This is a genomic window from Caballeronia arationis, assembly GCF_001544975.2.
GTDB classification, from domain to species: Bacteria; Pseudomonadota; Gammaproteobacteria; order Burkholderiales; family Burkholderiaceae; genus Caballeronia; species Caballeronia arationis.
This window is the reverse complement of sequence record NZ_FCOG02000011.1, coordinates 51,048-73,991: the sequence shown is the minus strand read 5'-3', so window position 1 is coordinate 73,991 and position 22,944 is coordinate 51,048. Positions and strand designations below refer to the sequence as shown.

General features: G+C 58.1%; 17 protein-coding genes. 4 read left to right on the top strand and 13 right to left on the bottom strand.

The features are described 5' to 3' along the window. Nucleotides 1-28 precede the first annotated feature (28 nt). Nucleotides 29-7,156, top strand: coding sequence for a glycoside hydrolase family 19 protein (locus tag AWB81_RS09005; RefSeq protein WP_062634346.1), 7,128 nt, complete (start codon nucleotides 29-31; stop codon nucleotides 7,154-7,156). 72 nt (nucleotides 7,157-7,228) lie between these two features. Continuing rightward, a complete protein-coding gene (locus AWB81_RS46395) occupies nucleotides 7,229-9,340 on the top strand; it encodes a DUF8550 family phage structural protein (RefSeq protein WP_200822477.1) in 2,112 nt (703 codons plus the stop codon). Nucleotides 9,341-9,383: 43 nt separating this feature from the next. Here the strand turns inward: AWB81_RS46395 and AWB81_RS08990 are convergent, their stop codons facing one another. From AWB81_RS08990 to AWB81_RS08975, 4 genes are all read right to left on the bottom strand, one after another. Then, nucleotides 9,384-10,952, bottom strand: a complete 1,569-nt coding sequence (locus AWB81_RS08990) for a hypothetical protein (protein WP_062634343.1) — start codon at nucleotides 10,950-10,952, stop codon at nucleotides 9,384-9,386. A gap of 69 nt (nucleotides 10,953-11,021) precedes the next feature. After that, a complete protein-coding gene (locus AWB81_RS08985) occupies nucleotides 11,022-11,576 on the bottom strand; it encodes an NADAR family protein (RefSeq protein ID WP_144444107.1) in 555 nt (184 codons plus the stop codon). After that, nucleotides 11,557-12,285 (bottom strand): hypothetical protein, encoded by a 729-nt coding sequence (locus tag AWB81_RS08980; RefSeq protein WP_144444106.1) that lies wholly within the window; start codon nucleotides 12,283-12,285, stop codon nucleotides 11,557-11,559. Before AWB81_RS08980 ends, AWB81_RS08985 begins: the two co-directional genes overlap by 20 nt. 67 nt (nucleotides 12,286-12,352) lie before the next feature. Beyond that, nucleotides 12,353-12,895: a hypothetical protein gene (locus AWB81_RS08975; protein WP_062634336.1), complete on the bottom strand. Its 543-nt coding sequence runs from the start codon at nucleotides 12,893-12,895 to the stop codon at nucleotides 12,353-12,355. A 121-nt stretch (nucleotides 12,896-13,016) separates the two neighbouring features. On the opposite strand from AWB81_RS08975, the gene AWB81_RS08970 reads away from it, so the two are divergent. Beyond that, complete coding sequence (locus AWB81_RS08970; protein WP_062634333.1) at nucleotides 13,017-13,523, top strand: hypothetical protein; 507 nt, start codon at nucleotides 13,017-13,019, stop codon at nucleotides 13,521-13,523. Nucleotides 13,524-13,600: 77 nt separating this feature from the next. On the opposite strand, the gene AWB81_RS08965 is transcribed toward AWB81_RS08970, so the two are convergent. From AWB81_RS08965 to AWB81_RS08930, 7 genes are all read right to left on the bottom strand, one after another. Further along, the gene (locus AWB81_RS08965) at nucleotides 13,601-14,311 is read right to left on the bottom strand and encodes a hypothetical protein (RefSeq protein WP_062634331.1); all 711 of its coding nucleotides are present in this window, start codon (nucleotides 14,309-14,311) and stop codon (nucleotides 13,601-13,603) included. An 11-nt stretch (nucleotides 14,312-14,322) separates the two neighbouring features. Continuing rightward, nucleotides 14,323-14,856, bottom strand: a complete 534-nt coding sequence (locus tag AWB81_RS08960) for a hypothetical protein (protein WP_062634329.1) — start codon at nucleotides 14,854-14,856, stop codon at nucleotides 14,323-14,325. Between the two features lie 11 nt (nucleotides 14,857-14,867). Continuing rightward, nucleotides 14,868-15,551, bottom strand: coding sequence for a hypothetical protein (locus AWB81_RS08955; protein ID WP_062634327.1), 684 nt, complete (start codon nucleotides 15,549-15,551; stop codon nucleotides 14,868-14,870). A gap of 403 nt (nucleotides 15,552-15,954) precedes the next feature. Next, nucleotides 15,955-16,362, bottom strand: coding sequence for a GIY-YIG nuclease family protein (locus tag AWB81_RS08945; protein WP_087134865.1), 408 nt, complete (start codon nucleotides 16,360-16,362; stop codon nucleotides 15,955-15,957). Nucleotides 16,363-16,833: 471 nt separating this feature from the next. After that, nucleotides 16,834-17,190, bottom strand: coding sequence for a hypothetical protein (locus tag AWB81_RS45650; protein ID WP_159938856.1), 357 nt, complete (start codon nucleotides 17,188-17,190; stop codon nucleotides 16,834-16,836). Nucleotides 17,191-17,256: 66 nt separating this feature from the next. Further along, the gene (locus AWB81_RS08935) at nucleotides 17,257-17,583 is read right to left on the bottom strand and encodes a hypothetical protein (RefSeq protein WP_062634318.1); all 327 of its coding nucleotides are present in this window, start codon (nucleotides 17,581-17,583) and stop codon (nucleotides 17,257-17,259) included. Nucleotides 17,584-17,596: 13 nt separating this feature from the next. Beyond that, nucleotides 17,597-19,102, bottom strand: a complete 1,506-nt coding sequence (locus AWB81_RS08930) for a hypothetical protein (protein WP_144444105.1) — start codon at nucleotides 19,100-19,102, stop codon at nucleotides 17,597-17,599. Nucleotides 19,103-19,218: 116 nt separating this feature from the next. Between AWB81_RS08930 and AWB81_RS08925 the strand changes: the two genes are divergently transcribed. Beyond that, nucleotides 19,219-20,037: a hypothetical protein gene (locus tag AWB81_RS08925; RefSeq protein ID WP_062634314.1), complete on the top strand. Its 819-nt coding sequence runs from the start codon at nucleotides 19,219-19,221 to the stop codon at nucleotides 20,035-20,037. A 62-nt stretch (nucleotides 20,038-20,099) separates the two neighbouring features. Here AWB81_RS08925 and AWB81_RS08920 read toward each other — a convergent pair whose 3' ends face one another. Together AWB81_RS08920 and AWB81_RS08915 are read right to left on the bottom strand one after the other, a co-directional pair. Continuing rightward, entirely contained in the window at nucleotides 20,100-20,543 is a 444-nt protein-coding gene (locus AWB81_RS08920) for a hypothetical protein (protein WP_062634312.1), read from the bottom strand. An 84-nt stretch (nucleotides 20,544-20,627) separates the two neighbouring features. Further along, nucleotides 20,628-22,703 carry a ribonuclease H family protein gene (locus AWB81_RS08915; RefSeq protein WP_062634310.1) on the bottom strand — a complete coding sequence of 692 codons (2,076 nt, stop codon included), beginning with the start codon at nucleotides 22,701-22,703 and terminating at the stop codon, nucleotides 20,628-20,630. Between the last annotated feature and the right edge of the window lie 241 nt (nucleotides 22,704-22,944).

Here is a 22,944-nt window from a genome sequence, read left to right as displayed (position 1 = left end):
CCGCGGCCCTATTTTTTTGGAGTCGCGTATGGCCAAGAAAAGGAAGCTCTCCGCAGTCGACGACTTTGGCTTCGACGAAGATCTCGACTTCGCGTCGGATTGGAACGCTTCAGCACCGAAGGCTAAGAAGAAGGACGACCGGAAGCCCGCGACCCAAGCGGCAATGGATTTCGGGAAGGGTGCGGTGAGCGGCGTCTGGGACTCGGCCCGGAGCAGCTCGTTCATCAAGAAGACCGTCAAATCGGCCTTGCCGACGGGCTATGGAACAGCCCTCGACATGGCAGATCAGACCAATGCGTCCCTGCGGACTCTATACAATTCGTCCGTCAAAGAGGTCCGTCCGCTTCTCAACGACATGAAGCGCGCGACCAATAAGTTGCTCCCGACGACTGAAAAATTTCTGCCGAAAAAGGTCCAGCAGCGCCTCAAATCCTGGTCGGAGTCGGCCGACAATGGCTCGACGGGTATCTCGGAAGAGGCGTCGCGCCACGCGGCGCTTCAGTCCACACTCGGCGACATTTTCAAGTTCCAGGCTGAGACGAACGCGCAACAGCGCGCAGAAGACAAGGCCGAATCCGACATCCAGAAGAACATCGACAATAATCGCTCCAATAACCAGCTGGGGCAGCTCAACTCGATGCGCATCGCGTTGCAGCGTCTGGCGGACTACCAGGATCGAGTGACGGTCAACTTCCAGCGCAAGTCGCTCGAGATCCAGTACCGCCACTACTTCGTCGCCATGGATTCGTTGGCGGAGCAGAAGGCACAGGGAGCACGGAATCGCGAATTGCTGGAGAACATCCAGAAGAACACTGCGCTTCCAGACGTGCTCAAGATCAAGATGCGCGAAGACTGGCCGACCCTCGCGAGGAACAAGTTCTTCGGCAATGTGGGCGGGATGGTCCTCGGTCAGCGCTCGGCGTTCATGCGCAACTTGACAGACCGGATTCAGAAGCAACTGACCGCCAGTCTGTCGAGCTTCGCGGGTAGTGCGCAGATGGCCCTGGGCGCTGCTGACATGGCCGCCGACGCAAGCGACATGCTGGGTGAAGGTGGTCCCAGCAAGTCACAAATGGCTGGCGAATTCTCCGGTGGTATGGTGGCGGACTCCCTTGGTGCAAAGGCCGGGCGCTGGGTCGGGAAGAAGCTCAAAGGGACACGCCTTGGCGACAAGATTGACAAGTACGGCAACAAGGCTCAGTACTACGCCGGTAACGCACCGCAACACCTGACCGAATGGGCGCACTCGGATCACGGAGACAACGTACCGCTCGTAGGTGGAGGCATCCGGTGGTTGAAGGATCAGATCCGCGCGTCAAACGGTGTCGAAACCGGGATGCACGTCGACAACCTGCGCAACCTTCAGGATCCCGCGCCGTTCAACGGACTCGCCCGCAAGTCACTGACGGAAGTCATTCCGGGCTATCTGGCACGCATCTACCGTGAGCTGCAGATTCTGCGCACGGGCGACGCGAAGACCGAACTCACCACGTACGACTACACCCGGAACTCGTTCCATAGCAAGAGCGAGATGGCGAAGAACGCGTTCGGCTCACTGGTGCGAAAGGAAGACAAAGCCTGGGTGCACGAGAAGGGCAAGAACCTGGTCGATCACCTGGAGAAGGAAAGCGGGGTTCAGCTCACGAAGAAGCAGCGTAAGGCACTCCTGCGCCGGATGATGCAGGACAACCTGACGAACCGGACAGGGTCCGCGAAGCGCTATAGCGATGTTTTCAGCTATGGCGGTGACAATGCGGAACATGCGGGCACGTTCGCCAAGCTCTTCGAGAACTACTTCAAGGACGACCACGACGGCGGCAAACAGATGCGCTTCCAAGCGCGGTTCGCCGATCTTGGTTCGGGCATGGGGGATCCTCGCGCCGCTATCCAGGACATGATCAGCAGCGGCATGCTGGACGTGGTCATGCAGACCGGTCTGGTCAAGAACGGCCGGCTGGATCTCGACAAGCTGATGGACTACTACCTGCATGACACGTTCAATCCGGCAGCGAGTTACGCCGGCGGCAACGTTCGTCCGATGGGCGGTGGTAGTAGCCACGGCATCCATGCGTCAATGGCGTCACGTCACCGCGGTGCCAAGCGTGTCAAGGGTCAAGGACCTCGCAAGAAACCCCGCCGTGCGTTCACACCGACTGCGCGTCATCGTCCGTCTGCGCAGACGCTGGGAGCGATGAACTGGAACGCGGCGCGTCGTCACGAGCCGGACGGCTTTGACGAGTGGCTGCGCGCGCTCGACGAAGCCGACGACCCGGCAGAAACGACGCCTGAGCACCACCTGAACATCGGTGGTCGGAAGTCGGCTGAAACGGGGGTCAAGGACTGTTGCGACCAGAAACCGATCATCGAGGCGATCAAGGAAAGCAGCAGCAAATCAATCTCGGAGAAGATCCATGAAACTCTACTCGCGATTCAAAAGAAGGTCGAGGAAGGTATTGATGTCCGTCATCGTCGCTCGGGCGTTGGAACTCACATGGGTGACGCCGATGGAGGTGGCGTTCGACGCTCGAAGAATCTGCTGACGTGGACCGTCGGCGACTTTGGCAGTGCAGCCGCCGGCGCAGGGAAGTGGGGCCTCGACAAGGTCAAGGGTGGCTTTCAGGGCGCCTGGGACTGGTGGAAACGTCCTTCGCCGATGTTCCACAAGGTGAAGGGCTGGGGTAAGTCGGGTCTCGACGCCGTCTCAGGCGGCGGCAAGAAGGCGCTGAGCTACGCCAAGAGCTTCGACGACATCTACCTTCCCGGGTCGAAAGAGCCGGCCCTCCTCGCATGGAAGATGCGCGCAGGTCACTACCGCGACAAGGCGACCGGCAACATCATCAAGTCTTACAAGGACATCACGAGCGACGTCGAAGACATCTTCGACAACGACAACATCGTTCTTGAGGCGAAGGACATCGGTCGCGCGTACAGCAAGAGCAAGATAGGCGTCAAGGCAATCTCGGCGCTGGGCGCGGCATGGAAGGGATTGAGAGGCGCATACGACAGTATCGCCGGAGGTGTATTCAGACTCGTCCCCAAGGTGATTGAGCACGGGATCAAGTTGGCCGAGAAGGGCATGGACCTTCTTGACCAGCCCGTCGACATCTACGTCAAGGGTAAGGACGACCCCGTGATGCTTGCGATCATGATGCGCGGGGGCGCGTATCGGTCCCAACTCAAGGGGACGCTGATCACCCGTCCCAGTCTCATCGATGGCCCGGTCGAAGACATCAGCGACAAGAACAACATCAAGTTGGTCTTGACAAAAGAGGATCTGGCAAAAGGCCTTGTGGACCGGAACGGGAAGCCAATGAAGACGCCGCTTGCGAAGCTCCTTGACTTGGCGAGGAAGCCGTTCGCGATGGCGGGCCGTGCTCTGTCGAAGGGCTTCGAGATGGCGAAGACATTCGTCTCTGCACCCTTCAAGGCACTGGGTAACTGGTTCGAGAATTGGCTGGGCAAGGACGGAATTATCTTTGCAGGCTCCCGGACCATGATCGACCGTCTCACCGAGATCCGCGACATCCTCACCGAGCGCTTACCGCGCCCGAAGAAGCGTCTCTTGGGCGATGACGGAGAGGGCTTCGTCAAGGGCTCCTGGGAAGAGAAGGAGCACGAGAAGAAACTTCCCGCGGGCGACGGCAAGGCCGGTGAAACCGGGATGGGCGCTGCTTTGTCCAAAATCAAGGATGCGATCAAGGGCTTGACGGATCGCTTCAAGAAGAAGGACGAAGAAGAGTCGGAGGAAGCCGGTGAGGCGACTGCGGGCAAGGGGTTCATCCGCAAGGCCATCAGCAAGATCGCGCCTGGCTTGTCACGCGCCGGCAACATGCTCGGCGGTATGGCGAGTTCGCTGGGACTGAATCGCGTCGCCAAATTTCTGAGTGGTTCGTCGTTGCCACCCGAGCTGGCGAAAGACGGAAGGATCGCGGGTATGTACGCCGCGATGAAAGCCGCGATTCAGGATTCCGAGAGCGACAGCATCGGTGGCGGCGGTGGGATGTTCAATAAGGCGAAGCGGCTACTCAAGCGCATTCCGGGTGCCGGTCGTGTAGGCAGGATGCTCGGAGGCGCGAAGAACGTCCTGAGAAGCGGAATGGGACGTCTCCTTGGCCGCGGTGCGTTGTCTGCCGGGTTGGAAGGCGCGGCAACTGTTGGCGCAGAAGGCGCAGCAGCGGCAACGGGTCTGGGAGCAGCCGAAGCCGGGCTGGGTGCGGCAGCCTTGACCGGTGCTGAGGGTGCGGGTCTTCTCGCTGGCGCAACGGGAGGTAGCGCCCTGGTCGCAGGCGGAGCAACGGTGTTGTCGGGAATTGCCACCGGCGCCGGGATGCTGGGCGCTGCGCTGCTGAGTCCGGTCGGTCTCGGTATCGCCGGTGCTGCTTTGTTGGGCTACAGCCTCTACAAGGGCTACAAGGCGCTGACGAAGAAAAGGCTTGGGTCGCTCTCTGCCCTGCGTTTCGCGCAGTACGGTTTCACGAAGGAGCAGGAGAAGTCGTATCTGCAGGCGGTGTTTGGTCTTGAAGACAAACTGATAAAGGGCGTCGTTTTCCAGAATGGACAAGCCAGCATCGACGCGAAGGCGGTGCCTGAGTTGCAGAAGCCGAAGGAGCTCGCCGAAGGTTTCGATCTGGACCTGAAGGACAACCAGCAGTGTGCGAATTTTGCACAGTGGTTCAGGGGTCGTTTCTGTCCGGTCTTCTTGAAGCACATGACGGCACTTCAGACGGCGAATGCTAACGCGAAGCTCGGGGAGGTCGACGAGAAGCTCAAGTCCGACGAGAAGAAGAAGTACTTCGAGGCGTCAAAGTGGCCGCAAGGTCCGTACTACGTCTCCGCGTCGCCGTTCTGGGATCAGCCGAGCCTGCAAGCAGGTCCGGAATATGTCCAGAAGATCACGCAGGAAGTTGCTGCCGAAATCGATAAGGACGCGGGGAAGAAAGACGGCGACAAGGGAACCGCGGGCGTTGTCGCGAGTGCCGCTGCGGCTGGTGCGCTGGCGGGAAAGACGGCGGATGACGTGAAGCCGAAGGAGGCCGGGCAGGACAAGGCGAAAGCGCTTGTAGCTCAGGCCCTGGGTATTGGTACTGCCAAACCGTCCGAAACAGGCGTTGGCGGCAAGTCGACTGCGTCCTATGCAATCGACCCGGCGCTCGCAAAGCCCGGTCAAACGCCGGGCAAGGTAGAAACGCTCACGGGCGTGCGTTACCGGACGTACGGTTTGAAGGACCTCGATGCCGACAAGTGTGCGCTCCTGCGTGCGCTCGAAGCGGAGACCTTCAAGTCCGTCCGCGTGACCAACGATGCCGCGCAGTTCAACGGCGATCCCGCACAGCTTCAGGAAAAGTTTGGCGCGCAGTTTGGTGTTGTGGGCCACCACAATAACCAGGCCTACACCTGGAACGCGTGGTTCAACATGCGCTTCCTGCCCACCTACCTGAACTACCTCGGCACGATGTCGAGACTGAGCGGCGGACCCACCATGGTCGGCAAGCTCACGGGTCGTTCGGAGGACATGCTCGAACCCGTCCTCGCAGCCCAGATTGCTAAGGCGATCGTCGGGACGCGCACGCCAGATAGCAAGTCGGTGCGGGAGGTCACGCAATCCCCGTGGCCTGGCTACGCGATGAACACGGATCAAAAGTCCGTGCAGGCAGCGCTCGACTTCCTCGATGGCAAGAGCAAGGACAAGGCCAAGACGCTGAACGATGGCACCGGCGTGTCGAAAGACAAGCCGAAAGCCGACTCGAAGAAGTCCGACGAAAAGAAGGAGGGTGACGGTGGCAAGGGCTGGACCAACTACTTGGCCGATAAGGCAGGGGAGGGATGGAAGAGCGTCAAGGACTGGGCGAGCAACGCGTTCAACTCGGCGAAGAACGTGGTCAGTAACGTTGCATCTTCGATCGGCAACGCTGCGGGCAAGGCATACGACGCCTTCAAGAACACCAAGGTCGGCGGTGCCATTGTCTCTGGCGTGAAGTCAGCGGGCAACTGGGTTGAGAAGAAGTATTCAGCGAGCGCTCAGGCAATCAAGAATGCCCTTCTCAAAGCGATGGTCGCGGCCGGCATCACGAAGCCCGAAGAGCAGGCTATGCTTATGGCGCAGTGTGACCATGAGAGTGGCGGGTTCAAGTCGCTCACGGAAAACTTGCACTACAGTGCGGGCAACCTGATGAAGGTGTTCGGGCCGAAGCATTTTCCGACCATGCAGGCCGCACAGGAGGCGGTCGCCGGAGGCGAGCGAGCAATCGCTGATGCTGCCTACGGCGGTCGTCTCGGCAACAGCGATGCCGACGATGGCTATAAGTATCGCGGTCGCGGCGTTATCCAGCTGACGGGCAAGGCCAACTACGCTCACTTCGGAAAGAAGATCGGGGTCGACCTGATCAACAATCCGGACCTCGCGTCCGAACCGAATACGGCGGCAAAGCTAGCGATCGCATTCTGGCAAGAGAACGTGAAGGCGGCAGGTAAGAACGGTGACGTGCGAACGGCGACGCTCGGTGTCAACGGGGGTCTCAACGGCCTGAACGATCGACAGTCGAAGTATCAGTTCTACCTCAAGCAGGCTCAGGACGGAAAGCTCGTCCCGACCGACATTGCAGGAAAGACGGACGCTAAGTCAGACGGTACCTCGGCTGCACAGACCTCGGCCGCTGGCGGTTCGGCTCCGGCATCCGGTTCGGGAAGCACTCCGCCCGCCGCTCCAGCTTCCGACACGTCCAGTGGATCGACCGGAGGCAGTGCACCGTCGACGGCTTCCACCGCTTCAGCTTCGTCCGGTTCGGCGACGTCGTCAGCTCCGGCGGCTTCGACAGGGAGCAGTCCGGCGGACTCACCGTTCGGTTTCGGTGGTTCGTCTGCCAAACCCGTCGGCTCGGGAAGTCGCAACATCGCGGCGGTCCAGCAAGCTCAGCATGACGAGCACATGGATGCCTTGGGCGGCGTGGGTGACACGCTTGGGAAGTCGTTGAAGGTTCACGAGGAAAGCCTTGGCACGCTGAAGGCAATTCTCGCCCTGATGCAAACCACGTCAAAGTCGAACGACCAAGGCGCGACGAGCGCTCCATCGACGACCGCCCCAGGCACAGGCCCGATTCAATCGGGACCGCCCCAGAAGATGCCGACTCCACCGGTATCGATGCGCAAGATGGTTTAATCATGTAGTCTAGGCGAGGGAGGAGCTTCGGCTCTTCCTTCGCTTTTTTTTCGCGAGATTTAGGAGTCCAACGTGGCAGCTCCATTAACCAGCGTGTCCGATGTGAGTTGGGTGAGAAACGCGTTCCTCGTGAGCGCCAAGGATCTCAGCGACGTCGATAAGCAGAACCGCTTTTACACTACAGCAAGCCTGAAGTACACCGACACCACGCCGGGCGGAAACTTCGCGATCAATCCCCCGCCGCAGTTCACGAGCTTCGCAGATCCCAAAGCACCCTCCAGAAAGAGCGGCGGCAAGGGGATGGGTATCTACTACTCGGAAGCTATCGACGATCACTCGCAAGTGATCCACATGCGTTTCGGTGTGCCGCAGTTCAACTCACTCACGCAGTTCTTCACGCACTTTTACAGCAGCGGCGCGGGAATGGTCGCGCGAACAGGCCGATCAACCGACGCAGTCTACAACATCGGTCGAGCAGCGGGCTTCGTTGTGTCGGTGATGAGCTGGAAGTTGCTTGGCCTCCTAGCGCTTGGCGTGGGGCTCAGGTTTCTCCAGAACAAGCCTTCATCGAAGTTTTACTATCTGAAGCCTGCGATGCCGGTGTATTGGCAGGTCGTGCAGACGATCGTGAACCAGATCGCGGTGAACAAGGGCGTGATCCCGCGAGCCGGCGAAGCGGTTGCTGACGCGACCGTGAATATGACCATTGCGGATAATTACGCATTCGACCAGACCGGCAATTCTCGACTCCATGATCTGCTGCCCGACATTTTCTTCGAGAAGGGCGGTATCGATGTCTATGCACTGGCTACTCGTGCAAAGCGTCTCCAGCGCAAGCAGCACCAGAATGAAATGCAAGTCCTGGGCGACTCGTCTGTGAACCTCAGTTCGGCCATCGGGTCCTTGTTCAGCCCGCAAAATAAGCTGACGGACGATAAGCGACCCAACTTCCCGGACTACCTCAAAACCTGGCTGAAAACGTCCAACTCGAAGCCAAGTGATTCGACTAGTACCAGCGACTCAGGATCGGAAGCCCTCGACACGACGCCGGTCGGGAACAGCGGACTCTTCGAGTTCTTTAAGGCCGAGTTGGATGATGGTTCGGCTTTCGTCAGCTTTCGAGTCGATACGACAGGGCCCGTGGCAGAGTCGTTCTCAAATCAGACGGGTGACTCGCCTCTCGCCAGCAAGATAAACACGATGTCGAGTCAGTCGCGCGAGACACGGTTCGACATGGCTAATGGGAATCTTAGCGACGGACTCATCGGCAAGACCTTAGGAGCCATTGTCGGCACGGCTGCCGATGTTGTGAGCGGAATCGCGGATGGACTCGGAATATCCGGTATTGCGTCGCTTGGTGGTTCCGCATTCGTGGACATCCCGAAGCATTGGACATCGGCGTCTGCAGAACTCGGCCGTTCGACGTATTCGGTCCAGCTAAGAAGTCCGTACGGTAATCCCGTTTCGCAGTTGATGAACCTTTACCTTCCGCTTGCTATGCTGCTCGCGGGCGCGCTGCCATTGGCGACTGGCCCACAGTCGTACACGTCGCCCTTCCTCTGTGAGTTGTATGACCGTGGCCGTCGTCAGGTCCGATTGGGCATCATCGATAGCTTGCAGGTCACACGCGGTGTAGGCAATCTCGGATTCGATGATCAAGGCAACGCGATGGGGAGTGATGTGACCTTCAGTGTGCTCGACTTGTCGAATCTGATTTATCTCCCGATTTCACAGGGTCTGACGAACGCATCGGCTCAAGCACTCGGTGATCTCGGCTTTGAGGTCGGTGCTGCGGTCGGTGGTGTTGCTGGTGGCGTCGCAGGCAGTGCGGCAGGGCCGGTCGGTACCGTTGGAGGCGCAGCAGGTGGAGCGGCAATCGGTGGAACTGCAGGTGCGGCGGTACTTGGAGCCGGAGGCGCGGTCGTCGACACGATCAATAACGTTCAAGATACGCTCAACGGTCTGTTCGACGGCGACAATCCATTCGCCGACTATATGGCGGTGCTGGGTGGGATGGGCCTAGCGGATCAGATTTACATGATGCGGCGGTTCAAGTTGAACCTCACCATGCAGATGGCTCAGTGGCGCAGCTGGCTCACACCTGCTCATTTTGCGAGCATGGCAGGCGATCTGCTTCCATCACGAATGGTCGGCATGTTCTTCAAGGGTACCAACAAGACTTGATGCGACGGCATAAGGGCCCGGGTCACGCCGGGCCCTTATGCCGTCAGTTGTTGAGACGCTGCAGCGTTACCGGATCCACTGCGAGGTAGTTGTCAGTCCCGTCGCCGTGATCCAGCCCACCAAAGTTGATGCCGGTACTGGTCCATGCTTGACCGTTGCCTTTGCCCTTCGCAACCAGGTAGGTCTCCGTGCCGCCATACTGGTTGGCGACGGTCTGGTAGGTCTGCCCGTTGACGGTCTGGTAGGTAGCAGGGTTCGGTTGACTAGCAACGCGGTCACTTGCGGGAGGAGTCGCAGGTGTGGCCTCGCCGCTACTCACGGGATAGTAGTTGTTGGTACCATCTCCGTGCGCAACGCCATCGCCGAAGTTGATGCCTGTAGACGTCCAGCCTTCACCGTTTCCATCATTCGTCACGCGATAGGTCGTGCCACCTATGTTCTGGTACGTGGTCGGCGCCGGCACAGCAGTCTTGCTGGTCGAGGCGTCGACCGCTGGTGTTGCGATCGCAGCCTGCTCAGGTTCGAGTGGCACGCCCGTGGAGCGCAGAGCAGGATCAATGTAGGTCGATGGATACATCGCCTTGAGATCGCTGTCCACGTCGCTCGGTTGATAGACCGTGGCGAGCCCGTTCATCTGCTCGACGGGATCGGATGAGTTCATCACCCCCGAAGCCAGCACACTCGTGAAATCGTCCGTTCCGCCAAGAAGACTCGAGATGTCCACCGCGTCATCGTCGTCGCCATCACTGCTGCGTGTCGATACGTTCCACGTCGGATCGGCCGTGTTGAACGTGTCCATCATCTGCACGTACGTGGCGCCGTCTTGGTAAGGTGTGCGTTGAATGACGCTGCCGATCAAGGAGCGGTTGTAGGACTGCACGAAGCTCGGCAGAAGGCTCGGGTTGACTGCGGAGATACCGACGCTGCTTGCGATCAGGGACAGGCTCTGGAGGCTTGTCAGATCGCCCGTGCGGACCAGACTCGGGAGCGTCTGAGCAATGATCGAATTGAGCACGTACGGATTGCTAATCCGGGACACCATCTGTTCGAACGCGCCCGAAATGCCGTACTTCGCACACTGATTGATGACCCCGGCAGCCATACCCGCGAGCGCCTGCGTGTCGACCATCAGGAATGCACCCGCGTCATTGGCGAATCCGTTGATGACCGAGCCCAGGGCCTGAATGTCACCGACCGCACCGTTCACGATCGTGTTGACGACGCCACCTACGGTTGCCTCTACTTGACCCAGCACCTGACCGGCTTCGCCAATTGCCGACTGCACACCCGATGAGAGAGCGCTGAAGGCGCTGTTGAGCGACGTACCACCTACCGCGGCCACGAGTCGATTGGAGGCGGTCAGCAGCCGCGCAAGGGCTGCCTGTGGGTTCATCAACAGCTTGCCATTGGCGATGCCCTCGACGATTGGGACGAGTTGGGCAGCCGCTGCTCCGGCGCGCAGCATACCGATCAGATCGACGTTGTACTTCGCCTCCAGGCTCTTGATCGAATTGACAATGCCGCCGGAGGTGCCGGTGTAGACGTCAACGGTGACCAGGTTGTCCTGCGGTCCCGTTAGAAAACTTGGGGATGCCAACACGTTCACAGGCATGAAACACTCCTACGGGCAAAAAAAGAGGACACCCGAAAGTGTCCTCCTTGCATTGATTGACAGCTCCGCTCAGGGCGTCGCCGGCTGCGGCTCTACGAATAGAACCTTCGGTGCCGCAGGCATGATTTCGCCTTTCTTCAGCAGCTCTCGGATCTGGTTGAAACCTGCACACAGCCAGGTCGCTTGCTGCGGGAAGATCTGGAGCTGTTCCGGACCGAACATGTAGTAGTACGCGAACGGCAGATCGGACTCGATCATCGCCTGCTTGATGTCTTCGTTTTGAACGATCTTGTGGAAGTTCGCTTCGTTGATGACGTCGACGAAGTGTTCCCGCCACACCATCTTCTTCGTCTTGGCATACGCCTTCGCGCGACTGGCTGTCAGCACGCGGAAATTGTCGTCCATGTCCTCGCACTTGATGAAGTGCCAGAAACCCTCCATCGACTTGAAGGGCCCGTAGATCGGGTGAACGAACTTCGTAACGGCGAAGTGCGCGAGCTTACGACCAAGCTCGGTCTTGCCATTCGTCGAAACGTTGAGGTGGGTTTGCCCGTCTTTCTCAGGATCGAATGCCGTCCTCGGAATCAGCAAGGCGGGGAGCCTGTTATTGGCGCTCGTGGTCATAGTGGGTAATTCCGTTGTTTTTGTCCGCCAGGTAGCGCTGGTACATCTGCTCAGCTTCTTTCTGGACGGCGCCGAGCGCGTGAATGCTTTCGTCAAGACGCTCGCTCTGGAGCGTGCGGGCTTCGTAGAGATCAGCTGTGAGAACCACGGGCTGTTCTTTGCCGGCCGCACCGGCGCTGGCGTTGTTTCCGGTCGGATGTTCAGTCTCCGATTCGAAGGGGAACATCACGGTCTGGGCGATGACGCCGCAGAATTCGCGCACCTGTTCATCCTCGAGTTCGGGCGAGGTCGGGGTAGTCACCTGCAGCTCTTCCAGGAACTGGTTGATTTGCGGACGGCTGCCGAAGTCCACGGTCGTGCCGTGCGTGGTCGTACGGCCGTTAGCGTAATGGCACTTGATCGCAAATTCGACTCTGACGACTTGCAGGAAACGCAGCGCCTTCATGAAGACCTTCCAGGTCATCTGGGGCCGTGCGAATTCCTTCGTGATGTTGCCGCGCGCGCTCGTCTGGTCTTTTCGCGTCGGCGCGATGCCGTTGCGAATGTCGGTGACAAAATCGCGCATGAGATCACCGTAGCGAGCGGGACCGATATTCAAATCCATCAACATCTGTCGCCACAGACGCGAGAGAACCCCGTTCGCGCCCGAAGTCTTACTAACGCCTTTATCCTCGGAATGCAGGATGCGTTGGAAAGGGTTGCGTGCCATATTAGCTTCCTTGTGGACCTGCTTGATTGACCTGCTTGATTAGACTGCTTAATGTAGGGTCGAGACCTCATTTACCGATCTCGAAGCTGAGATCGACGAGGGTCAACACCAGGAGTCGAACGTTGACCAGGAGTTTGGTCAGCATCCGCAAATTGTGCTCATGTACGCCGAGGGCGGCATTATCGCTGTTTTCCATCAACGTACATAGGATCAACGCGTCTCTTTTGAACGCGGCGAGCGAATCCGCCACATTCAGGTAAAAACCTTCCGCCGACGTGAAGAAGTGATCCAGTCCCATGGGTCGGGCGTCGAGCGTCGCCCAGGTGGTAGGCAGCGCTCCCTCACGCGTGAGGTAAGAGTTGATGATCTTAATTTCGCGCTGGTAGACATCGATCGTCGGGTAGAACGGCTTGATCTCGATGCCCACAGCGTGAGAGTTGCGAAACGACGCAAAGCGCGCGACATCCAAGGTGCGGAGAAGATCCTCCAAAGTCTTCCGGCCCGGGTGGTAGTTTGAGAGCGCAACGGTCTGCTTTCTCAGCGCGGCGTACTCTCGCTGAACACGGCGCTCTCGCCAGTGGTTCTCCCACCGGCTAATCCATCGCCTCATTTCTTTACTCCGATTTGTAAAATGTCTTGTGAAGATGCTTGATTAACGAATACCTCACGTAAATCGCTCATGAAAATAATATGTACCCGAGATTCTTTTGAGCTTTTATTGGAGGTGGACTATGTCCGGCCCGTATGAACAGGATGAATATGACCGCGTCCCTGAAACCAGTGGTTCGGATGCGGCGATTCAAAACATAGAGGTCATCGAGAACGAGGACCAGGTTCTCAACTTCACACAGCGCAAGCGCCAGCAGATCGTCACGCAGATGATGGGCACCAACGGCGAGAAGCTGAAGGAACTCGAACGTGGCGACAAGATGGTGCTGCTGCAAGCGCTTGACGGCATGGACCGCTCAGCTCTCGGCAAGAAGCGCTTGAAGACCGACGAGAAAACAGCCGCGTCCGCACAGGCCGCCGCTGCACTCATCGCGCAGGTGCTCACCGCGCCGGGCATCAATCACGCGGGCCGAGGCGACGCACCGCGCGCAGCGATTCCGACGCTGCCTACCGACATACCGGACCCGCACTTGGTACCTGGGGAGATCGCAACGGATGCTCCCCAGATGGACGTCGACACCTTTATGGCCCAATCCTTTGACCGAGGAGTGGGCCAGCAAGACGTGTAACCGCGCGTCTAACCTCCTCCCACAACCTGCCCAGAAAGAATCGGGCGGGGAGTGGGAGGGGGTTTATGCCGGTCGTCTTACGGTGCTGAAACTATGCTGAAATACCTGATGTCGATGAGTTCGAGCCCGACAAGTGGCGAGGCGAGCATGGTCATCGCAATGAACGGATGAGCCGCGTCGCGGACGAGTGACTTCAGGGTTTTCTCGTCCGGTTTCTCATTGAAGTACAGCGCAGGGGCGATAAGGTGGACCTCATTGAGCCGAGTATCCTTGAATGCCTCCGCGTGCATGTTCATCCAGGCTTCGTACTCGTACATGAACAGCATTGCGTAATGCGTCTTCACGACTGCGGGCGTCAGTTGCTCAGGGCGGATAGAGACGAGTTCGACGGGGACGTTGCCCCCAATCCAAGCCGTCACAGCTTTGCCAATTGCGTCTGCCGTCGCTGCATCGAGGACGTACGGAAACGTATTTACAGCAATCTGGACCCCATCGAAATAGGGACGCTCGATCGCCATCTCGGTCAGGAACGTGGTGAGTTCGCGAAACCGAGTTGTTAGCGCCGTAACCTTCGAGTGCTTCAGTGTTTCAACATCACGGGCTTGATAGAGTTGCCGGAAGGCTTCCCGATCGACGCCGTCAAAGACATCCTGCTCCCTGGCCAGGTAAGCAGGCGTCAGAACGCGAGCGGCGAGTTCTTCGCCCATGCGTTCGATTGTTCCCAGACGTGTATCCAGCAAGCAGTCAAGCTCCACCAGAATCGTCTCGATCTTTTTATTGGCTGCCATGTTCGCACGCTTTACGGGTTAGTCGTATCGCGCGCTTGGTCTTGCACGTTGCGTTTGCTCGCCTTCGGAGGTTCCGGGACGAGAACGAACAGCTGGATCATCAACAGCGTCACCAGCCATTTGTTTTGTTGAAGGAGAGTCAGCACACCCTCGGGATCAGGCAAGAGATCCCCGATTTCGGCGGGCATCATGACGAGCGATTCCTGTCCTCGAACAGGATTGCCGTCCCCACTTACTGCAAATGCAAGGGCTTGCACCAACTCGCTATAGCGACCCAAACCGCCCCAACGCGCGAGGAAGGTGAAGCCCAACGTGAAGACAAAGTCGCGGATCACTTCATCTTCGAAAACAAGTTCGATCGCATGCTGAACGCCTTTCGGGCTTGCGATCATGTACGGCTTTTCAGCCAGCACCATTGAGTACACGAACTTCGAAAGCTTGCCGTAACGTTCTTCGCTCATGCGCATGCAGTTAGCTAGCACGTGCTGCATGCTTGCCACGAAGACTTCGCCGGTTTCGATGAGTTCGTTGGGTAGGAGACTCATGCTCCGTCTCCTTAGGTTACGAGGCCTGACACCTGATAGTGCATTGCCGTTAGGATGGTGTTCAGTGCCTGCGTGGATTTCACGCCACCGCGCAGATGCTCGATGGCCTTCTGTGACGCTCCGCCCGTACGAGCGAAGCTGTCGTTCATTGCGTTAAAGCCTTGTGTATCGCCGCCGCGCAAGCTGATCATTTCCGCGATGTTCTTGTCGAGCTTGAGTGCCGACAGCACCTGCGTTTCCGGGTAGGAGATCTTGCTTGCTTCCGACTTGCCCGAAGGCTGGCCGGTCATGTCGTCGACGCTGCGATTGTCCTCGGGAATCGAGATCTTCTTCACCAGCACCTGTGCCTGACGGCGCAGCGTGATGTCGCCCACGAGATACTTTACCGGCGAGAGATACGGCGGAATGTCGTTGCCGTTGTCGATCCAGAGTCGCTCGAAGAAGTTGTGTCCCAGCTCGTCGCCGATGGCGAGATTGTTGGGGATGGTCACTTTCTCCTTCGAGAGGTTCGGCGCGATGATCGCCAGCCGGATTTCCTTGCGAGCGAGCTTGCCCATCCAGTCATCGAACGCCTTGTCGTCCATCCGGGCGAACAGGTCCTTATACAACTGGGCATTCGTTTCCGACCCAGGAATCAGTTTTCCGATGTACTTCAGGATGAAATCCTCAGTGATCTTACGATTCTTGGTCGTCATAGTAGCCCTTGCTTAACCGGTAATGTAGCGTTTGGTTCGGAACGCCTAGCGCTCGCGACGCGGCGAGAATGCTGGGGTACTCGACTCCGTTGATCGTAACCGGCGTAGATCCGTGCTTGTTCTGACCGGTGATGTTTGCGGCAAGATTCTGTCGCATCGCATCGCTTCGCGTCGTTCTGGACCATGAAACGCTTCGCTGCGCAACACTCATGCGAGCTTTCGCTTCTTCGGTGTGTTTCCTGCCAGTTAGGCTTGCCCTGACGTTCTCGACATGTTCAGCGGAGAGCTTTTTGCCAGTACGAGACGCGCTCATTCTGCTTCGTGACTCCTCTGACATCGTCTTACCAAGGTTGGCCTGCCGAATTCGCTCCTTTGTCTCGGGGGAATGTCGGTAGCCGGCGCGCTAAGCGAGAATCTTCGCCCGTTGCTCTTCCGTCCACTTCGTCCCTAGTGTTGGAGCCGTCGTGTCCAGGGCGATGTTGTAGAGGAAGTCTTTTCGATTGAACTCCTCGATCAGGTTTCTTTCAACGCCGCGAATGTCAGTTTCCCGGTCGGTGTAGATTGGCTGAACGCTGAACACGTGTCCCAGGTTGAACGATCTCTGAAGATGAATGTTGCTGTGTCGCTCACCGCGAAGGTCGCTGAAATGTTGAGATACTCTTCTCGGCACATTTTCGCTACTTCCGATGTACATCTTCCCGTTCGTCAGATCACCAATCAGATAGAGTCCGCGGCGACCTGGCGGTTTTTGCTCAGACGAGTCCGCACCTAACGCCTCGGTCTCGGCTCTCTTCCCTAAAGCTTTGGTCATTGCTTTCTTTCCTATCAGGATCGATCAAAAAGATCTTGGGTTCGATCTGACAGCGGCGCGCCTCGTCGATCATGTTCCGGGTGCCCGGTGAGCGGCCATCCCAGAAGCACACGACGTGAGTCGCGTGTTGAGCCATGAGGCGGTTGCGGAAATGACCTGCCGCAGCGTTGTACCGCTTACCACGGCGATTGATTCGGATCACAGCACCAGGCACTGTCAGATCATCCCAATCTGCCGGGAACTCAGTCCACGCGCGGCCGTTCTCACGGCACCATCGGATAATCATAGAATCTGGACCGCGACTGGCTTTCCCAGAGATGAAGATCGGTCGAGCCGTGGGAAGCTCCATGCAGAGATACGCTTCGAGGCAATCGACGAACTGTGCGTAGTCGTTGAAGTTACGACCACCGGCCACGACAATCGCCTCACCGAAGTCGCCGATTGCTGCATGTGACAACGCACAGTGCTCGATCATTCCGAGAGGGGCAGCGAGTGCTCGATGATGCAAGGCAGGACTCCCATTTCGAACAGACGTTTCCAGTTCTCCACCGAACCCTTCTGATCGATCAGGCAGTAACGCACGTCCATCGTGTCGACGCCCTTGGCCTCGTTGAGCTTGCCGAGGATCACACGCCATGCGCGATTGATCGCGAACTGCTGGTAGTCTGGATCGGGCAGGGTGTCCACGCCGGGCTGGAGATACTGCTTCCATGCTTCCGGATTCGGATGGTCCTTGGCGATGAGAAGTTGCGTCACGTGGGCGACGAGATTCTCGATGGCTTCACCTGCGGGTACCTCGGTGGAGGTTTCTTCTACATCATGAGTCATGGCAGTAAAAATTCTCTAGTAATCTTATTAACGTGCGCTACCGCACATTGAGCGCGGCAGCACGATTCACCGGTCAGCGGCTTGCTTCTCGGCAGCGTAGGCGAGGGCAGTTCCTTCCGGAACGGATTCAAATCGACCGTCTTCCATCTCCGCCTGCGAACGAACGCAGATGCGGCCGTCGATCATCATGTACGCGTAAGCCGGCTCGCGGGAATGCTCGAGCACGTACTCGCTCGGCAGGCCCGTGATGATGTAGACGCCGCCCTTGGTGTGGCGAACTTCCTCGCCGACGCGGAACTTAAAGGTGCCGTTGACGGGATCCATCACGACTGCGAGGTTTGCTTGCAGGTAGGGGTGAACTTGCGAGATCTTTTCTTGCTTGTCTGCGTCCATAGGGACCTCTTGATTAGGCTGCCATCGCGTGCAGGAGACCGTCGCGTTCGGCAATGCGTTGAATCAGTTCTTGATACTGCGGCAGCGGACGCTTGTCTTCACCCATCCAGTACGGGAAGTAATGGTCCGGGTGTTCCTTCGGCAGCGTCATGCGCAGCAGGTCCATCGTCGAAAGGAACGGCAGCTCGTGCGCTTCGCCCAGCTCATGCGTCCACCAGCCGCGGGTCGTCAGCAGGACGTTCCAGTCGAAGCCCAGTGCCTTCAGGCTGTCGAAGAGTTGCTTCGACGTCAGCTTCAGTTCCGGCGCCATGGTGTGCCACAGATAGCTCATCTGGCACATCTCGCTCGTGATGTTGAGCGCCCGGCGCAGCAGCGGATCATTGTCGATCTTGCGACGAACCGTTGTGCGTTGCAGCTTGCAGTCCGGATACAGCACGAGGCTGTAGTTGATGTTGTTGCCTTCCAGCCCGTAGCGACCCTGTTCCTTGATGTGATGGAACTCGGTGAGAGACGGCAACACACCTTCCGACTGTGACACGATCAGCGTGAACGCCATGCCAGATGCGCCTGACTTCGAGCGCAGATTGCGCAGCTGCACCGTGTTCAGATCGGTGTCGAGCTTGAGCGTGTCGTCCTGATTGCGCGGATACTCCGGCGCGCGGTTGCCGTCGAGCAAGGGCGCCGAGTTGTAGCAGTGCCAGCAGTTGTGCGTGATGAAGGTGAACTTGTCGGTCGTACCCTTGATCTTGTCGCCGTTCTTCAGGTGCTTGAGCTTCTGGATCGGCACGGAGCCGGCCGGACCGGCATTCTGCATCGTCGACTCTTTGCCGAGGTGTGCAGTCATGAGGAGGTAGTCGTAGGCCTGACCGTGCAGACGCGGCGCTTCCATCAAGATACGCAGCTTCGCCAGGCCCTGACGCATGTGAATCGTGTTGCCGCCGGATTCGCCCAGATCGTTCTTGTCCTGCATTTCGATCACGTCCGATGTCTCGAACTCGGTGAACGAGTCGATCTCGGTGAACGTCGGGATCAGCATGGTGAATGCGCCCGTGCGCTCGCGATTGAAGAATGGCGTATTGACGATGATGTCCTTCCGCTTGCTCTTCTCCTCCAGCTCGTTCTTGTGGTTCTTGTACCACTCATCGCCGACGTAGACCGTCTTGTCGGTGATCGACCAGCGCTGCGACTCCAGCACATCCTCGCCGTGGAACGCTTCCGTTCGGGCGACGAATTCGCGGTAGTGCCATTCGTGGATGTTGACTTCGGTGTCGTACGTCTTTGCTGCCGAGTACAGCATGCGTGACATCGCGGTCAGCATCATGTAGTGCTCGGTCGTAGATTTGAAGTTGTTGCCGATACCCGTAATGCCGGTCAACGGCGCCAAACCACCGTTCAGGATCGACTCGTTGCGACGACCCTTGATGTAGTGGCCGGTCGGAATGTCGAAGCCCGCTCCGATATTGATCATCACCTTGACATTCGGTGCTGGTGTCAGCTTTGTTCTTAAGTCAATCGTCATCTTCTGCTCGTTCGTAAGGACGTCTATGTTCGATAACTAACGCTTGCGCAAAAGATGGATTTGACTTCGTACATTTTTATGAACTGCCCTATTGCTTATTTCACACCGGACCCCTTATGACGACTCTGCTCGAGAACCAACGCGCCGTGGTGGCGCTTGAAGCCTTCACCCTGCAAGACACCGGGAGTCTTTTGCATCGGGTCTTCCCGGCCATCCAGGCGGGCTTCCGCGACCTTTACAACCTCGTATCCCCGAACGACAAATCGACGGCGCCTATCACCAGCCAGCAGAAGGTGTTTCTGGAGGCGATCGCGGGCCGGAACTACGTGTCGATCTCGCCGCTGCCGGCGCGCGTGCCGGAAGGCCTGAAGGTTCCCTATCTCGTCTATGGCGAAGCGCTTTCGCAGGCGGTGGAAAATGCCACAAAGATTGTGGACCAGCTCTCGCTCTACACGCTGTTCCTGGGTCAGCTCGTCACCAACCACGATCACCAGTTCAGCTCCGAGTTCAACTCCAGCTACTACAAGAAGCTGCAGGGAACCCGCGACCTGGACAACCAGCAACTGGGCGCCTGCTTTCAGCCGGGATCGACGAAAGCCGACCGGACCTTCGGGGACGTGGTAGCCCGCAACGCGGATTGGAAGAGCGTTTTCAATCTGACGAACGCGGTGAGCGAGCAGATGGACTCGGTCAACCGTCGCATGCTCAGCAAGAAGATCGAGGAGGCGGGTCAGCTGCTCGATGCCATCGAGCGAAAGGTTCAACGCAACGAACTGGAAGGCGTGTCGCCGCAGGTGGTGACGGAGCTCTCGGAAGGGGCGTACCAGATCGCCTCGCAGCTCGAGATGTACAGCGCTGTGTATTACAAGGTGCAGGCCTTCGTGACGGCCGTGAACTACTCGATGGGCGTTGCCATCCGGGCATTCAGCAAGTAAGCAAGCGGCATAAGAGCCAGAGGGGACCGCGAGGCCCTCTCTGGCTTCTATGACGTGCGTCGCTATGCGCCCACCTGTTGCCAGTTGCGCAACAGTCGCTCGACATCGCCCAGCATCCGGCAATCGTCGCCATAGCGTAGCCACTTTGGCATAGCCGATACGATCCGCATCCCCAATCCCCGCACATCCGTCTGATCTTGCAGCGTTCTGGTGTCGAATCGCACGCCCATTTCGAACGGACGGTTTCGCCAGATCGCACGGCTGATGTGGATGGGGAACTTGAGCGCCGCATCATCCGTCGACAAGTCCAGCATCTTGTTCAGCTTGTGCAACATGTCGCGGTTGAACTCCTGCGGCGCCTTCAGCTGCGCCGAGAACGAAGCCAGGAACAACAACCGTTTGGTGCGTTGGGGCAGATGACGATCGAGCATGCTTGAAAAACGCACTCGCATGCCGACGGTGACACCCGAGAACCGGCCTCGAATGACGTCTGTGACACGATTCATTGAAAAAACTCCTGAACGGCAGGGCAGCCAGAACGGGCCTACGTTGTCCTGGGAGTGCCATGCCTTAAAAGGACGTGGAAAGGGTTATACGACCATGCGGAGGTTCGAGTAGACGCCCGCCCAGATCCCGACGTCCCCGTCTGCTTCCACCACAGTGGCGTATCGGAACGCCGTGGGGGATTCCAGCCAGGTAAGTAGGGTGACCTTGGGTTGAGTCTTCTCCAGACGCTTGAGCGAATTGCGATTGAGCAAGTCGATGCCCAGCGTGAGGGTAACCGGAACCTGTGCAGTCCCGTCTCCGTCGCGGTAGTTTGCTTGAACCTCGAGTGCTGCAAAGCCAACCACAAACTGCGGACGCAGCTCCATGGTTGAGACCGTTTCCCCCTTCTTACCGACAGGCTTCTCACGTGTCTCATAAAGTATCTCGGTCAGGTCCGTCGCAGTCACGAGCGGGTTCGCAGCCTGATACATTTCGAGCTTGTCGATCAGATCGGAGAGCGCCTCGACAGCACGCATGGCAAGCTTGGGAGGACGGCACTCTCGCGTCAGAGGCTTTCGCTTGTGGCCCGGCCCCGGTTCCTCGTCCAAGCAGTTCAGATCGAGTCGCCCGAGGTTCGCCCGTGGCATCGCGATCGTCCCATAACGCATGACTTCCTTGTGGGTGACCGCGCTGAAGAGTTGATCGAGTCGAATCATGACGATGGAATCCATCCCGCACGCGAGATCGGTCGTATGGTTACGCACGAACTCGATGGAGGGATCAGCTTCTTTCAGTCGCACGACCGAGTACGCGCCATCGCTGATGCGCTTGCCCAGCAGGTCGTCTTCGGTTCCATGCTCGCCGAGATAGTATTCGCCCGGCTTCTGATATTCCTTGACCGTGTTGAAGTACATCCGGCGGTTTGCCAACATCGGATGGCGTTCGCTATCGTACTTCCAGTAGCCGTCAGCGACCGTGGTCGTCACGTCGCTCTTGAAGATGTCTTGCTGCGAAAGCAGAACGCCGAGGGTTGCATGCTTGTCGGCAATGTCGTTGCCCAGATGACCGTCGTGCCCCTTGACCCAGGCGAACGCCACTTCGACGCCCCGGTCAACGAGTCGCTGCTTCGCTGCGATCAATTCCTTCCACAGCCCATCGTTCGCAACGGGTTCGCCGTCACGCTTCAACCAGCCGTTACGCTGCCAGCCTTCGACCCACTCTTCGATGCCCTTGCGCACGTACTGAGAATCGGTAGTGACCAGCACGCGTTTGATCTCGTAGTTGATCGCGTGCTCGAGTGCGCGCGTCGCAGCCATCAGCTCGCCCACGTTGTTGGTCGGCTTCTTGGGCGAATGGGACACGAGAATCGAGCCGTAACCGTCCACGTAATGAATCGGTGTTACTTCAGCCACGCCGCCCCTGTGAGTAGCGTCGGCCTTGGTGATGTAGCCGCGCTGAGTCAACAGCCAGCCTCCATTACCCGTTCCCTTCTTCGGCTTCTCGTCCGAGTAGAGGAAACCATGGATTCCCCAGCCGCTGGGACCCGGATTCGGCGAAGCGCCTCCATCAGCATAAAGGGACATCCCCATTGCTACTTTGACCGCATCTGCGGTCTGTTCCTTGACTGTGACTTCGGTTTCAGTTGTCATTTCTTCTTGCTCGATGAGTTTCCACGTGGGGAAACCCTTGCTGTTAATGCGATAGCTGACGTGAGAGTGATGGATCCCGTGCGCTCTGCCGGCTTCGTTGTAAGACAAGTAGAGGACCCCGTCGACGAGAACCTTCTTCGATGTTGCCGACACACCGAGCTTGAGATTCGGAAGTGCCCGTTCGACTAGAAGCTGTCGCGAGTTCGGATCTCTCCACTGTTCCTTAGCGACTGCGGAAAGCCGTTGTCGTGCATGGGGGTTGTCGGCAAAGTGCTTGCGCGCAATGAGCGACATCCGTTCAAGGCGCTCCCGGGTGAAGACTTGTCCTCTGGCAGGGACGATCGCATCCTTGGAAATGTTGAGAACTTTGCCGGTTTCCCAGTACTGATCGACCAAAGTCTGTTCCGCCCGGGTGCGGTCTTCCTTCTCCTGCAACGCCAATGGAAGAAACATGAATCGCTTGTCGTTCGAAGCGTCGTATGCGCCTTGAACTTTCCAATTCGGATGGATCCGATTGGCGAGATCGAACATGTGTTTGTTCCGGCGGCGGTACAAGTTGTTGGTTTTTCCGAAATAGACACGGTCCACCTCGGGGAAGTAGAGACCGTAGACACCGGCCTGACCTCTTCCTTCTTTAGTCCGCGCGTGCCAAACGGGTCGACACCAGCAACGGCCATTTCGATCTCATGCTCAAGCCAGTCTTCACGTATTTTGCTCACTGTTCCGATCCTGAGGTCTCTGACTACGGGATTCGGGAGGTACGTCAAAAATA